This is a genomic window from Pseudomonas sp. WC2 (genome assembly GCF_050586545.1).
GTDB lineage: Bacteria > Pseudomonadota > Gammaproteobacteria > Pseudomonadales > Pseudomonadaceae > Aquipseudomonas.
Map to the genome: position 1 here is coordinate 1 of NZ_JBOBDR010000017.1, position 13,243 is coordinate 13,243.

Consider the following 13,243-nt stretch of genomic DNA (forward strand, 5'->3'; position numbering starts at 1 on the left):
CCTTTCAAACAGCTCAAAACTCACTGACACCCCACCGCGCAATCCCGACCGAACATCCATTCTGGATAAAGGTCAATCAAGGGAGAGCACAGCTGCGGAGGGTTGATCACCGTGCACATCGCCGACATCACCATGTTCTACGCCCCGGCCAGCGGTGGCGTACGAACCTACCTGGATGCCAAGCATCGCCGGTTGAGCGTCAAACCCGGTATTCGTCACAGCCTGCTGATCCCCGGCGCCGACTTCGGTGAACACGACGGCCTGTACACAGTGCCGGCGCCTGCCCTGCCGTTCGGAAAGGGTTACCGCTTCCCGCTGCGCCTCGCGCCTTGGCGAAATGTCCTGGAGGATTTGCAGCCGGATCTGATCGAAGTCGGCGACCCCTACCTCACCGCGTGGGCCGCACTGGATGCTCGACGAACGCTGGACGTGCCGGTCATCGGCTTTTACCACTCGGACCTGCCGCTGCTGGTCGGCAATCGCATGGGCCATTGGGTGACGCCGAATGTCGAGGCCTATGTCACCAAACTGTACGGCAACTTCGACCGCGTGCTCGCGCCGAGCCAGGTCATGGCCGACAAGTTAATCGGCCTGGGCGTGTGCAATGTGTTTGTGCAACCGCTGGGGGTGGATCTGCAAACCTTTCATCCCGAGGCTCGTGACCCCGGTTTACGCGCAGAACTGGGTCTGGCTGAAGACACGCGCCTGCTGATTTTCGCCGGGCGCGGTTCAAAAGAGAAAAATCTGCCGGTGTTGCTCAAGTGCATGCAACGTCTCGGCCCGCGTTATCACCTGCTGCTGGTCGGTTCCTCGATGCCGACGATGGTGCCCGACAACGTCACCGTGATCGACGAATTCTGCCCGGCGCCGACGGTGGCGCGCCTGATCGCCAGTGCCGATGCGCTCGTACATGCCGGTGATCAGGAAACCTTTGGTCTGGTCATCCTCGAAGCAATGGCTTGCGGGATTCCAGTAGTGGCCGTCGCCGCCGGAGCGTTCGAAGAGATCGTCCATGAATCGTGCGGCCTACTCTGCGCGCCGAATAACCCACAGGCCATGGCCAATGCCGTGCGCGAGTTGTACAGCCGCGGCTGCGCGACACTCGGCCAACAGGCGCGGCAGCATGTCGAACGACATTACGCTTGGGACACTGTCGTCGACAGTCTGCTCAGTCACTATCACGCCGTGCTTGGCGACACATTGCCGCGGGTGGCCAATGCTTGAGTCCAAAAGTCCGCCCGCCCTCTTATTGGTGCTGCACGACGTAGCGCCCTCGACGTGGGCGGACTATCAACCCTTTGTCGAAGCGGTCGATGCGCTGGGCAATGTGCCGATGACCTGGCTGGTGGTGCCGAATTTCCACCGGCATGCTGCCCTCGACGATCACCCGGCATTTTGCCGAATGCTCGATGCGCGTGTCGCCCGTGGCGATGAGTTGGCGCTGCACGGTTATTACCACGACGATCAGGAGCCTGCCCCGACCACGCCGCGAGACTGGTTCATGCGCCGTATTTACACTCACGAAGGCGAGTTCTATCGTTTGTCCCGTGAAGCCGCCCTCTCCCGCCTGCGCGACGGCATCGAAGTGTTCCAGCGCCACGACTGGCCGCTGCACGGTTTTGTCGCCCCGGCGTGGTTGATGAGCGATGGCACCCGTGAGGCGCTGCGCGAATTGCCGCTGAGCTACACCAGTGATCCGCAGCATCTGTATCGTTTACCGGACTTCACCGCCATCAACGCGCCGGGTCTGGTCTGGAGCGCCCGCAGCGCCTGGCGTCGGGGCTTGTCGAAACTGGTCAGCGAGCAGCGTCAGCAGCGCTGGCGTCACGCACCAGTGATTCGGCTAGGCTTGCACCCTGTAGACATGCGCCATGGTTTTTCCCGGGATTACTGGCTGCACACCCTTGAACGTTTGCTCGCCGAAGGACGCGAACCGATGACCAAAATCAACTGGCTCGCCCAACAGCGCGGTCAACTGGAACGCGCCGCATGAGCCGCAGTATTTTGTTGCTGATCGGCCTGCTCGCCGCCGTGGCGATTCCGGTCGTGCTCGGCGGCGGCGACACCTGGGCGCGCCTGCAAAGCTTTCCGCTGCAGTGGTTGTTGATCATGTTCGGCATGATCCTGCTCTGCTGGGGCATCAACACCCTGCGCTTGCGCCTGTTGCTCGGCGATCAACGCGACCGGGTCACGCCGATGCAAAGCCTTGGCGTTGTCATGGCCGCCGAATTCGCCTACTGCGCAACACCCGGCGGCAGTGGCGGACCACTGACGATCATGGCCCTGCTCGCCCGCAGCGGTGTACGCCCGGCGCGGGGCAGCGCAGTGTTCGCCATGGATCAGCTGAGTGACTTGCTGTTCTTTCTTTGTGCACTGAGCGGGATTCTGATTTACGCGCTGTTTCAGCACCTCAGTGATCGCCTGGAATGGTTGCTGACGGTCAGTGCGGTTTCATTGTTTGGCGGGTTGTTCACTTGCGTGCTGGTGGCGCGTTATCACCGCGCCTTGATTCGCCTGAGCGGTCGCCTGTTGGCGAGGATGAACGTCGAGCCCAGCACACGCCGGCGCTGGGCGCGCAAGTTGCTGCACTTTCTCGCGGCATTTACCGACACGTTGAAGTTGCCGTGGCAAACACTGGTCAAAGTCTTTGCGCTGACGTGTGTGCATTGGTTGTTGCGCTACAGCGTGTTGTATCTGGCGCTGCGCGGCCTCGGCGCGGACTTGCAGTGGGCGTGGAGTTTTCTGGTGCAGATGGTTTCGCTGGGCGCCGGGCAATTCAGTCTGCTGCCGGGCGGCGCGGGGGCGGCGGAATTGACTTCGGCGGCACTGTTGGCGCCGATGGTGGGTAAATCCACCGCAGCTGCGGCGATTCTGATCTGGCGTGTGGTGACGTACTACTTCTATCTGTTGGTCGGTGGTCCGGTGTTTCTGTTGATGCTCGGCCGGCCGTTGTTGAAGAAGTTAATGAACGTCAGACAGGCTTCTTAGCGTCGTCCTGTTGCTGTTCTTTGAGCTGCTCCCACAACTCGGCAGCGCCGGGAAACTCGGTGCCATCCTCCGAAGTCATGTCCTGCGGATCGTATCGACTCAAACAACCTTCACCCAAAGTCGCCGGCGCTTTGGAAGTGGCTTTGTCCAGTGGATCGCTCATGTATGTTTCCTCGGGCTTAAACGACGAAGGGCCTGAGCGATTGAACGCCCAGACCCTTGGTTTTTCAAGCCTGTGTGATTTGAATCAGAACACCACAGTCTTGTTGCCGTGCACCAGCACGCGATCTTCAAGGTGATAGCGCAGGCCGCGGGCCAGCACCATCTTCTCGACGTCACGGCCGAAACGCACCATGTCTTCGATGCTGTCGCTGTGGCTGACGCGCACCACGTCCTGCTCGATGATCGGGCCGGCATCCAGCTCTTCGGTCACGTAGTGGCAGGTCGCGCCGATCAGCTTCACGCCACGCAGGGAGGCCTGGTGGTAGGGCTTGGCGCCGACGAACGACGGCAGGAAGCTGTGGTGAATGTTGATCACCTTGTGCGCGTATTCACGGCACATGTCCGGCGGCAGGATCTGCATGTAGCGCGCCAGGACTACGACTTCGGCGTCATGCTGTTTGACCAGACGCGACACTTCGTCAAAGGCTGGTTGCTTGTCTTGCGGATTGACCGGGACATGGTAATAAGGAATGCCGTGCCACTCGACCATGCTGCGCAGGTCATCGTGGTTGGAAATCACGCAGGAAATTTCGCAGTCCAGCTCATCGCTGTGCCAGCGGTGCAACAAGTCCGCGAGGCAGTGCGATTCGCGGCTGGCCATCAACACCACGCGCTTTTTCTGCTCGGTGTCGGTGATACGCCAGTCCATCGAGAACTCTTCGGCGATCGGCGCAAACTTCTCGCGCAATACTTCAATACCGAATGGCAGCGAATCGGCACGAATTTCGTGACGCATGAAGAACCAGCCGACCTGATTATCCGAGTGGTGGCTCGCTTCGGTGATCCAGCCATTGTGGGCTGCCAGAAAGTTACTGACTTTGGCAACGATGCCAACGCGGTCCGGGCAAGAAATCACCAGCCGATAGGTGCGCATGAGGGGGAAACTCCAGAACTTCGCAAAGGCCGCCATTCTAGCGACTGCGCAGGAAAACTGCAGTATTGATGACCACTGCCGGAGGCGGGCCCTCTTCCCACAGCTTTTTGACGGGGCAATCGCCAGCGTGATGGCGGCATAGTGGCACCGCTTTATCCGGCAAGTGTGAATATCGCTGATGACTGGATCACACTATTTAACTGAATATTCAAATCTCGGCAGTTTCTGGTAACTAATTTAAATAAAAAGCCGGGTTAAATGTTTACTTGATGAAACAGCCTGACTATTATTGCGGCACTGTCCCCCTGCCATTCAGCACTCTCCATAAGGTAGTAATCATGTCCTTGATCAACGAATATCGCGCCACTGAAGAAGCGATCAAAGAGCTGCAAGCTCGTTTGAAGAACCTGTCGCAAGACGACAAACTGCAAACCGAGCTGGAATTCGAAGGCAAATTGCGCACCCTGATGGGTGAATACTCCAAGTCGCTGCGTGACATCATCGCGCTGCTGGATCCGGAAGCAAAAACCAAAGCACCCCGTGGCGGCGCAGTCAAAACTACTGGCACCAAACGCGCTCGCAAAGTTAAACAATACAAAAACCCGCACAACGGCGAAGTCATCGAAACCAAAGGTGGCAACCACAAAACTCTGAAAGAGTGGAAAGCCAAGTGGGGCGGTGACGTGGTTGAAGGCTGGGCGACCCTGTTGGGCTAAGCCGCAACCCTATCGCAGACCGTTTTGCGATAAAAAAAGAAACGCCAGCGAAAGCTGGCGTTTTTTTATGCGCGGAAATTAACCCGGGTCATGTTCGATTTCAAAGATTCAAACGTTTGCGTAATGCCTCGACATAATTCTGCCATTCGGTGAGCACCTCTCTCTGCATCGGGTTTGCACTTAACAGCCACTGCTCCGCTGCCTCTGCAAATGATTTCAAGGTATTCGGCGCGCCCCATTGCGGGTCGGACAATCGCTGCTGACAAAATACCCGCCAGCGTTCTTGCTCTTCAGAATTCAACGTATCGGCAAAGTTACGCGCGCGATATCGAAAGAGTAATTCGGGTAAACGTTCATCATCGAAAGGCCATTGCTCTTGCGCTAATTGCGCAGGGTCGGCCGCTCTCACTTGCTCGCATAGACGCCGGTCACGGTCACCGATAAATCCATCGTACAACTGTTGTTCCGGATCCTCGCTCGGGGTGAAATCTTCACTGGCATAAATAGCCGCAAGTTTATCCTGCCAAAGTTGTTGTGCGTCAGTTAGTCGCAGCGCTCGCTGCTGGTACAGCGCCATGTCCAGACCCAGCCGTTGCTGATCCTGCTCACGCAGCACCGCCAGCGGTGCCACCACCGGGCAGCGGTTGATATGAATCAGCTTGAGCGGCACCGGCAGTTCGCCTTCGCGCAAATCATCGCGGCGGGTGTACAGGCGCTGGCGCAAGGTTTGCGCGTCAAGGTCGAGCAAGCCCTGGGGATCCAGATGCAGATCGCAGACGATCAGGGCGTTGCGGTTCTTCGGGTGCCAGGCCAATGGCAGCACCACGCCAACAAAACTGCGTGCCGCGGAAAAGCGTCCCGAGATATGCACCAATGGCTGCAACAGACGGATCTGATCCATGACTTTCTGCTTGCTGCGCAACTGAAACAGCCAGTCATAGAGTTTTGGCTGTTTCTCGCGGATCAACCTGGCCAGCGCGATAGTGGCGCGCACGTCCGACAGGGCTTCGTGGGCATTCCCGTGATCGATGTTGTTGGCTGCGGTCAGGCGTTCGAGCTTGAGGGTCACCCGCCCTTCATCGTCAGTGGGCCAGACCAGCCCATCGGGGCGCAACGCATAGGCGGCGCGCACCACATCGATCAGGTCCCAGCGACTGTTGCCGCCCTGCCACTCCCGCGCGTAAGGATCGAAGAAATTGCGATACAAGCTGTAACGGGTCATCTCGTCGTCGAAACGCAAGGTGTTGTAACCCGCGCCGCAGGTGCCCGGTGCGGCCAGTTGCGCATGCACCCGCGTCATGAAATCGGCTTCGCTCAAGCCTTTTTCGGCGAGCTGGCTCGGGGTGATACCGGTGATTGCGCACGCGGCCGGGTGCGGCAGGATGTCTTCGCTGGGCTGGCAATACAGGTTGACCGGCTCGTCGATTTCGTTGAGCGCGTGGTCGGTGCGAATCCCGGCCACCTGCAGCGGGCGGTCGCTACGGGGGATGATGCCGGTGGTCTCGTAGTCGTACCAGAAGATGGAAGTCACGGGCGGTTCCTGAACTGAATATCGGCGAAGTCTAGGCGCTCAACCGCTGTCGCGGCCAGCCTCGCGTCATTCAAGCAGCTTGTCTCACACGATGTGCAATACATAGTTATGTCGTTTTCCCCCGAGAGGCTGCTAGCATCGGACTCACTTGCACCCCGAACAGGCGAACATCAGGTAGCCCATGCTCGAGCCGACAGCACCGCCAAGGAAAGCATCGCTGGCCCCGCCGCTGGACACACGGCATCAAATCGAAACGCCGGAAGGCATCGATCTGCCACTGCGACCGGCCGGGTTGATGGTACGGGCCGTGGCGTTCAGCATCGATCTCGCCCTGCGCGGCTTGATCCTCGGCGTTCTGTTCCTCGCACTCGCCTTTCTCGGCAAGCTCGGCATGGGTCTGGGCTCGTTGCTGCTGTTTGCGGTGAGCTGGTGGTACATGGTCCTGTTTGAAGTGCTGCGTCAGGGCCGTTCACCGGGCAAGCAATGGATGGGCCTGCGGGTGGTGCACGATGACGGCACCCCGGTCGGCTGGTCCGCTTCACTGCTGCGCAATTTGCTGCGCTTCGTCGACCTGCTGCCATTCGGTTATTTCTTCGGCGCCATCAGTTGCCTGCAACATCCGACCTTCAAACGCCTCGGCGATATCGCCGCCGGCACCTTGGTGGTCTACAGCGAAAAACCTCTGCAGCGTCCGCAGTTGCCTGACGCCGAATCCCGTCGATCCCCGGTCACGCTGACCCTCAGTGAGCAACGTGCCGTACTCGCTTTCGCCGAGCGCCAGCATGAGTTGTCACCCGAGCGGGTCAATGAGCTGGCAGCGCTGCTGGCCCAGCCGCTGCATATTTCCGCACCCAAGGCGGTTACCGAACTCAACGGCATCGCCCGTGGTTTGTTGGGTCCAACATGAAGCAGAGTCTTTTCGAAAGTCGCCACAAGGCCGAATGGGAGCGCTTCACCCTGGCCCTCGAACGCCTTGAGCATGGCAAAGATACGTCGCAAGTCGCCGGTTTCCCCAAGGCCTATCGGCGACTATGCCAGCATCTGGCGTTGGCACAGGAACGTGGCTACAGCAGTTTTCTGATCGACTCGTTGCAACAGCAAGTCCTGCGCGGCCATCAACAGCTTTATCGTCATCGCAGTCGACTCGGCGTCAACCTGCTCGGCTTCATTCTCGCGGACTTCCCGCGACTGGTTCGCGCCGAGTGGCGTTTTGTGCTCAGCGCTGGCCTGCTGTTTTTCGGCAGCCTGATCGGTGTCGGTGTGTTGGTTTATCTGTTTCCCGAGCTGATCTACAACCTGATACCCGCCGATCAAGTGCGCGAGATGCAAGGCATGTACGACCCTGTCGCCGGTCATCTGGGACGACCCGTCGAGCGTGCGGCCAGTGAAGACTGGGTGATGTTCGGTTACTACGTGATGCATAACATCGGTATCGCCTTCCAGACCTTCGCCAGCGGTTTGCTGCTGGGCGTCGGCAGCGCGTTCTTTCTGTTCTACAACGGCATGGTCATTGGTGCGGTGGCCGGACATCTGAGCGAAATAGGTTTCGGCCAGACCTTCTGGTCGTTCGTGATCGGTCATGGCGCCTTCGAGCTGACAGCCATTGCCCTGGCGGGCGCGGCCGGGCTCAAACTCGGCTGGGCGTTGATCGCGCCGGGCCGTCTCACCCGCGGTGAGTCACTGCGGGTGGCGGCGCGCAAAAGCGTGCTGCTGGTGTGTGGGGTGATGTTGTTCCTGTTGATCGCCGCGTTTATCGAAGCCTATTGGTCATCGACAACCAGCGTCACGCCGATGACCAAATATGCGGTTGGCGCCGTCCTGTGGCTGATCGTCGCCCTGTATCTGTCACTCGCCGGAAGGACTCGCCATGCGCCTGAGTGACGCCAGCGTGGTGATCCGCCCGCGCACGACCTGGGAAGCCATGGACCTGGGCGTACTGATGAGCCAGCAGCATCGACGTCTGCTGATGACCAGTTGGGCCATCGTCACTCTGCCGCTGTTCGCCTTGCTCAGCGTGCTGCTGTGGGATTCGCCTTCGCTGGCGATGTTCATTTTCTGGTGGTTGAAGCCGGCTTATGAACGCCTGCCGCTGTACATTCTGTCCAAAGCGCTGTTCGGTGAAACGCCGACATTGAAACAGGCGCTGCGGCATTTCCCGACCTTGCTCAAACCGCAATTGCTTGCCAGCCTGACGTGGCGCCGCCTGAGTCTGAGCCGCAGCTTTCTGCTGCCGGTGCTGCAACTCGAAGGCCTCGACGGCAGCGCTCGGCAACAACGCCTGCAAGTGCTGCTGCAACGCAATGCCGGCGCCGCGCAATGGCTGACGATCATCGGCGTCCACCTGGAAACGGCGCTGTGGATCGGCTTGATGGTGTTGTTCTACATGCTCCTGCCCCAGCAGATCGAAACCGATTGGGACTGGCAGTCATTGGTCTTCGGCCCGGAGCATCAGTGGCGTTGGCTGGAGCATCTGACCAACGTTTTTTATGCGTTGATCCTGGTGGTGTGGGAGCCGATCTATGTCGCCTGCGGGTTCAGTTTGTACCTGAACCGGCGCACGCAACTGGAGGCCTGGGACATTGAACTGGTGTTCCGGCGCCTGCGCCAACGCCTGAACAACGGTGTACTCGGTGTGTTGCTGGCGGTCTGTCTGTTGCTGCCGACTCTGCAGCCGGTGTGGGCTGCCGAAGCGGACACCGCCGCCGATGCACCGAGCGCCCCTCGGTTGTTGAATCAGCCGCTGAGCAGTCAGACCTCGCGCGACAGCATCAAAGGCCTGCTGGAACAGGCGCCATTCAAGAACAAAGAGTCCGTCACGCGTTACCGTTTTGGTGACGACCCGGCCACTGCGGCCAAGGACAAGCAGTCCGGTGATGCCCCGCAATGGTTGAAAACCCTGTTGGGCTGGCTCAATGGCCAGCACCTCAATGCCTTGGCCAAAGTCATTGAAGTCGGGTTGTGGGGTGCCCTGATTGCCGCGCTCGGCTGGCTGATCTGGCGCTATCGCGAATTTTTCCGGACCTTCGTCAGTCGCCGGCCAACACTATCGAAGCCAAACAAACGGCCACTGCCGCAGCAAGCCTTCGGCCTCGACCTTGGCCGCGAAACCCTGCCTGACGATATCGCCGGCAGCGCCGAACAACTCTGGCTTTCAGAGCCCCGCGCAGCGCTGGGGTTGCTCTATCGAGGGTTGCTCAGCCATCTGCTGCACGAGTTCGACCTGACGCTTAAACCCGCCGATACCGAGCACCAGGTGCTGACCCGCATCGAGCAACTGCAGCGTCCGCAACTGCTCGCCTACAGCCGCCACCTCACCGCTCATTGGCAGAACATGGCCTACGGGCACCGGGTGCCGGCGGCGCATCTGCGAGAGGAATTGTGCGATGGCTGGCGCGCGTTATTCGACAAAGGCGTCGCCCGTTGAACCGGCGCACGCTTTGGCTACTCGGCGCCTTGCTGCTCGCCCTGCTCGGCGCGTTGAGCATTTACCTGTACTTCAAGGCCACGCCGTATCAGGAGGTGGTCGATCACGGCCCGTCTCCCGCGGCGCAAGCCAACCCGTATCTGGCCGCAGAAATGTTCCTGCGCGAGCGCGGCCTTAGTGTTAATCATGCCGAGACGTTGGCGGGGCTGGCGGACATTGACCCGCGCGGGCACACCTTGCTGTTGTTCGGCGAGCGCGCGCGAATGACCCCGCGGCAGATAGATCAGGTGTTGAACTGGAGCCGCGCCGGCGGGCGGCTGGTGTTCGTTGCCGAATCCCTGTGGGATGAAAAGGCCAAGCAAAGCGATGACCTGTTGCTCGACCGGGTGCAGCTGCATCAATCCCTGAGCCAGGATCTGAAAGACCCGCCCAAGGATCTGGAAAAAGATCGCTATCCGAAATTGACCAAACTCTATCTGGAAGACGAAGACGCACCGGCCTATGCCGGATTTGACACGGACTTTCATCTCGACGACCCGAAAAATCTCGCTCAGGCCTGGGCCAACAGCGCCAAGGCCACGCACATGATGCAACTGGCCTACGGCCTCGGCACGATCACCGTGGTCACCGATGCCGAGCTGTGGAAAACCGCCGACATCGGCAAATACGACAACGCCTGGCTGCTCTGGTATTTGACTGCCGACACTGACATCACCTTGATCTACAACACCGAGCACGACGGCTTATGGACGTTGCTCTGGCGTTACTTCCCGCAGGCGATCGTCGCGCTGTTCGCCTTGATCGGCTTATGGCTGTGGCAAGTCGCCGTGCGTCACGGGCCGGTACAGGCACCGGCGCCGAGCGGTCGTCGGCAATTGCAGGAACACCTGCGTGCCAGCGCTGATTTCCTGCTGCGCCACAACGGCCAACACTCGCTGCTGCAAGCCCTGCAACAGGATGTGTTGCGCCGCGCACGCCGCCGTCACCCCGGTTTCGACCAATTGAACGTTGCCGAACAATGGCTGGTGCTGTCGCGCCTGACCCGGCAACCCACCCGCGCCATCAGCCAGGCCCTGAGCCCGCGAGCGAATCAGCGTCTATCCAGCGCTGAGTTCACCCGCCAGGTCGCCCACCTGCAAACCTTGAGGAATGCGTTATGAGTGAACAGATCGAGCCCGGCAGCGCCAGTCACGCCGCCCAGCAACGCCAGCGCGCCAGCCAGTTGGCGCAAGCGCTGCGCAGCGAGTTGCACAAGGCGCTGATCGGCCAGGAGGCGGTGATCGATGACGTGCTGACGGCGTTGATTGCCGGCGGTCACGTCCTCCTCGAAGGCGTCCCCGGGCTGGGCAAGACCTTGCTGGTGCGGGCGTTGGCCCGTTGCTTCGGCGGCGAGTTTGCGCGCATTCAATTCACCCCGGACCTGATGCCCAGCGATGTCACCGGCCACGCCGTGTACGACCTGCAGACCGAGCAGTTCAAACTGCGCAAAGGCCCGTTGTTCACCAACTTGCTGCTGGCCGATGAGATCAATCGCGCACCGGCGAAAACCCAGGCGGCGTTGCTCGAAGCCATGCAGGAACGTCAGGTCACCCTCGAAGGACGCGCGCTGCCAATTCCTCAGCCGTTCATGGTGCTGGCGACGCAGAACCCGATCGAACAGGAAGGTACTTACCCGTTGCCGGAAGCCGAACTTGACCGTTTCATGCTCAAGGTGCGCATGGATTATCCCGACGCCGATCAGGAACTGGAGATGGTGCGTCAGGTCAGCCGTTCGACCCGCGCCGACATGCTCGACGTGCAACCCTTGCGCACGCTGTTGCAGGCCAAGGATGTGCAAGCACTGCAGCGCATCGCCAGTGATTTGCCACTGGATGATCAGGTGCTCGATTACGCCATACGCTTGGCCCGCAGCACGCGGACATGGCCAGGACTGACGCTGGGTGCCGGGCCGCGCGCCTCGATTGCGCTGGTGCGCTGCGGCCGCGCCCGCGCCTTGCTGCGCGGTGGCGAGTTCGTACTTCCGGACGACATCAAGGGCTGCGCGCTCGCGGTCCTGCGCCATCGCGTGCGCATTGCTCCCGAGCTGGATATCGAAGGCCTGCAAGTCGATCAGGTGCTCCAGCAACTACTCGATCAGATCCCGGCGCCGCGCCTGTGAAACCCTCGCGCCTGTTGTTGATCTGGCTGGCGTTATTGTTCGCCGTCGGCCTGCTGCTGGGCACTGCGCAAGCCCTGCAAGTCGAGCTGCCCGCCAGTCTGATGTCAATCAACTGGGGCTTGCTGCTGGCCTTGCTGGCACTGGCAGTGCTCGACGCCATTCGCCTCAAGCGTCTGCCCTCCCCCGACGTCACCCGACAACTGCCCGGCAGCCTGCCCCTCGGTCGTTGGGGTGAAGTGCGACTGGACGTTCAACACGGCTTTGTCGAACCTTTGCAGATGCGGATTTTTGATCATGTGCCGGACGGTCTGGACTTTGAAAACCTGCCGCTGACCGTCGAATTGCAACCTGGCCAGATCAGCCAGATCAGCTACCGCCTGCGTCCGTTGCGGCGCGGCCATTTCAATTTTGAACGGTGCGAAATCAATCTGCCGAGTCCGTTGGGATTGTGGTCGGGCAAACGCCTGCTCAACGTCGTCGACAGCACTCGGGTTTACCCGGATTTCGCCCGTTTGTATGGCGGCGAATTGCTTGCGGTGGACAACTGGCTCAGCCAGCTCGGCGTGCGTCAGCACCAACGTCGTGGCCAGGGTCTGGAATTCCATCAACTGCGCGAATTCCGCGAAGGCGACAGCCTGCGCCAAATCGATTGGAAAGCCACCGCGCGCCAGCGCACGCCGATTGCCCGCGAGTATCAGGACGAACGCGACCAGCAGATCCTGTTCATGCTCGATTGTGGTCGGCGCATGCGCAGCCACGACGGCGAGCTGTCGCACTTCGATCACGCGCTCAATGCCTGTCTGCTGTTGAGCTACGTCGCTTTGCGTCAGGGCGATGCGGTGGGCATCAATACCTTCGCCAGCGATCAGCCGCGTTACCTCGCGCCGGTCAAAGGCACCGGGCAGTTGAACGTGCTGCTCAACAGTGTCTACGACCTCGACAGCAGCAAACACAGCGCCGATTACCAGGGCGCCGTGACGCAATTGCTGGCGCGCCAGAAGCGCCGGGCGCTGGTGCTGCTGGTGACCAATCTGCGTGATGAAGACGATGAAGAACTGTTGAGTGCGGTCAAAAGACTGAGCCAGCTACATCGCGTGCTGGTGGTCAGTCTTCGTGAAGACCTGCTCGATGCCCAGCGACAGACAGCGGTGCAGACCCTACCCGAGGCGCTGGCCTATTGCGGCACCGTGACTTACTTGAATGACCGTGCCGAACTCCATGAACGCCTGGGCGCTCACGGAGTGCCGGTGGTGGACGCGCGCCCGGAGGAGCTGGGCGCGGAACTGGTGACACGATATTTGAGCTGGAAAAGAGCCGGTGCCACTTGAGG

General features: G+C 60.3%; 13 protein-coding genes. 10 read left to right on the plus strand and 3 right to left on the minus strand.

From position 1 onward, the window contains the following. Window positions 1-111: 111 nt before the first annotated feature. From ACQ4OE_RS20205 to ACQ4OE_RS20215, 3 genes are read left to right on the plus strand one after another with little or no spacing between them, the layout of a single operon-like run. Window positions 112-1,224 (plus strand): glycosyltransferase family 4 protein, encoded by a 1,113-nt coding sequence (locus ACQ4OE_RS20205; RefSeq protein WP_430947671.1) that lies wholly within the window; start codon window positions 112-114, stop codon window positions 1,222-1,224. Continuing rightward, window positions 1,217-1,993: a DUF2334 domain-containing protein gene (locus ACQ4OE_RS20210; protein ID WP_430947672.1), complete on the plus strand. Its 777-nt coding sequence runs from the start codon at window positions 1,217-1,219 to the stop codon at window positions 1,991-1,993. The genes ACQ4OE_RS20205 and ACQ4OE_RS20210 overlap by 8 nt, the downstream gene beginning before the upstream one ends. Next, complete coding sequence (locus ACQ4OE_RS20215; protein WP_430947673.1) at window positions 1,990-2,988, plus strand: lysylphosphatidylglycerol synthase transmembrane domain-containing protein; 999 nt, start codon at window positions 1,990-1,992, stop codon at window positions 2,986-2,988. The genes ACQ4OE_RS20210 and ACQ4OE_RS20215 overlap by 4 nt, the downstream gene beginning before the upstream one ends. Here ACQ4OE_RS20215 and ACQ4OE_RS20220 read toward each other — a convergent pair. Beyond that, entirely contained in the window at window positions 2,972-3,151 is a 180-nt protein-coding gene (locus ACQ4OE_RS20220; protein ID WP_122589625.1) for a hypothetical protein, read from the minus strand. The genes ACQ4OE_RS20215 and ACQ4OE_RS20220 overlap by 17 nt on opposite strands. 84 nt (window positions 3,152-3,235) lie before the next feature. Continuing rightward, window positions 3,236-4,084, minus strand: a complete 849-nt coding sequence (purU, locus tag ACQ4OE_RS20225) for a formyltetrahydrofolate deformylase (protein ID WP_158960421.1) — start codon at window positions 4,082-4,084, stop codon at window positions 3,236-3,238. 338 nt (window positions 4,085-4,422) lie between these two features. Between purU and mvaT the strand changes: the two genes are divergently transcribed. Next, window positions 4,423-4,800 (plus strand): histone-like nucleoid-structuring protein MvaT, encoded by a 378-nt coding sequence (gene mvaT / locus ACQ4OE_RS20230; RefSeq protein ID WP_008058684.1) that lies wholly within the window; start codon window positions 4,423-4,425, stop codon window positions 4,798-4,800. A gap of 100 nt (window positions 4,801-4,900) precedes the next feature. Here the strand turns inward: mvaT and sbcB are convergent, their stop codons facing one another. Continuing rightward, the gene (gene sbcB / locus ACQ4OE_RS20235; protein WP_430947674.1) at window positions 4,901-6,331 is read right to left on the minus strand and encodes an exodeoxyribonuclease I; all 1,431 of its coding nucleotides are present in this window, start codon (window positions 6,329-6,331) and stop codon (window positions 4,901-4,903) included. A 181-nt stretch (window positions 6,332-6,512) separates the two neighbouring features. On the opposite strand from sbcB, the gene ACQ4OE_RS20240 reads away from it, so the two are divergent. The 6 genes from ACQ4OE_RS20240 to ACQ4OE_RS20265 are packed head-to-tail and all read left to right on the plus strand — an operon-like array spanning window position 6,513 to window position 13,241. Continuing rightward, window positions 6,513-7,238 carry an RDD family protein gene (locus tag ACQ4OE_RS20240; protein ID WP_122589630.1) on the plus strand — a complete coding sequence of 242 codons (726 nt, stop codon included), beginning with the start codon at window positions 6,513-6,515 and terminating at the stop codon, window positions 7,236-7,238. Further along, window positions 7,235-8,212 carry a stage II sporulation protein M gene (locus ACQ4OE_RS20245; protein ID WP_430947675.1) on the plus strand — a complete coding sequence of 326 codons (978 nt, stop codon included), beginning with the start codon at window positions 7,235-7,237 and terminating at the stop codon, window positions 8,210-8,212. Before ACQ4OE_RS20240 ends, ACQ4OE_RS20245 begins: the two co-directional genes overlap by 4 nt. After that, the gene (locus ACQ4OE_RS20250; protein ID WP_430947676.1) at window positions 8,199-9,755 is read left to right on the plus strand and encodes a DUF4129 domain-containing protein; all 1,557 of its coding nucleotides are present in this window, start codon (window positions 8,199-8,201) and stop codon (window positions 9,753-9,755) included. The genes ACQ4OE_RS20245 and ACQ4OE_RS20250 overlap by 14 nt, the downstream gene beginning before the upstream one ends. Then, a complete protein-coding gene (locus tag ACQ4OE_RS20255; RefSeq protein ID WP_430947677.1) occupies window positions 9,752-10,915 on the plus strand; it encodes a DUF4350 domain-containing protein in 1,164 nt (387 codons plus the stop codon). The genes ACQ4OE_RS20250 and ACQ4OE_RS20255 overlap by 4 nt, the downstream gene beginning before the upstream one ends. Further along, window positions 10,912-11,913, plus strand: a complete 1,002-nt coding sequence (locus tag ACQ4OE_RS20260) for an AAA family ATPase (RefSeq protein WP_122589636.1) — start codon at window positions 10,912-10,914, stop codon at window positions 11,911-11,913. The genes ACQ4OE_RS20255 and ACQ4OE_RS20260 overlap by 4 nt, the downstream gene beginning before the upstream one ends. Further along, window positions 11,910-13,241 (plus strand): DUF58 domain-containing protein, encoded by a 1,332-nt coding sequence (locus tag ACQ4OE_RS20265; protein ID WP_430947678.1) that lies wholly within the window; start codon window positions 11,910-11,912, stop codon window positions 13,239-13,241. The genes ACQ4OE_RS20260 and ACQ4OE_RS20265 overlap by 4 nt, the downstream gene beginning before the upstream one ends. Window positions 13,242-13,243: the final 2 nt, after the last annotated feature.

What these genes read in the sequence shown, in the direction of transcription:
- ACQ4OE_RS20215 (WP_430947673.1), top strand. Translation starts at nt 1,990, where the DNA reads ATGAGCCGCAGTATTTTGTTGCTGATCGGCCTGCTCGCCGCCGTGGCG.
- ACQ4OE_RS20210 (WP_430947672.1), top strand. Translation starts at nt 1,217, where the DNA reads ATGCTTGAGTCCAAAAGTCCGCCCGCCCTCTTATTGGTGCTGCACGAC.
- ACQ4OE_RS20240 (WP_122589630.1), top strand. Translation starts at nt 6,513, where the DNA reads ATGCTCGAGCCGACAGCACCGCCAAGGAAAGCATCGCTGGCCCCGCCG.
- ACQ4OE_RS20260 (WP_122589636.1), top strand. Translation starts at nt 10,912, where the DNA reads ATGAGTGAACAGATCGAGCCCGGCAGCGCCAGTCACGCCGCCCAGCAA.
- ACQ4OE_RS20220 (WP_122589625.1), bottom strand. Translation starts at nt 3,151, where the DNA reads ATGAGCGATCCACTGGACAAAGCCACTTCCAAAGCGCCGGCGACTTTG.
- ACQ4OE_RS20245 (WP_430947675.1), top strand. Translation starts at nt 7,235, where the DNA reads ATGAAGCAGAGTCTTTTCGAAAGTCGCCACAAGGCCGAATGGGAGCGC.
- ACQ4OE_RS20250 (WP_430947676.1), top strand. Translation starts at nt 8,199, where the DNA reads ATGCGCCTGAGTGACGCCAGCGTGGTGATCCGCCCGCGCACGACCTGG.
- mvaT (WP_008058684.1), top strand. Translation starts at nt 4,423, where the DNA reads ATGTCCTTGATCAACGAATATCGCGCCACTGAAGAAGCGATCAAAGAG.
- purU (WP_158960421.1), bottom strand. Translation starts at nt 4,084, where the DNA reads ATGCGCACCTATCGGCTGGTGATTTCTTGCCCGGACCGCGTTGGCATC.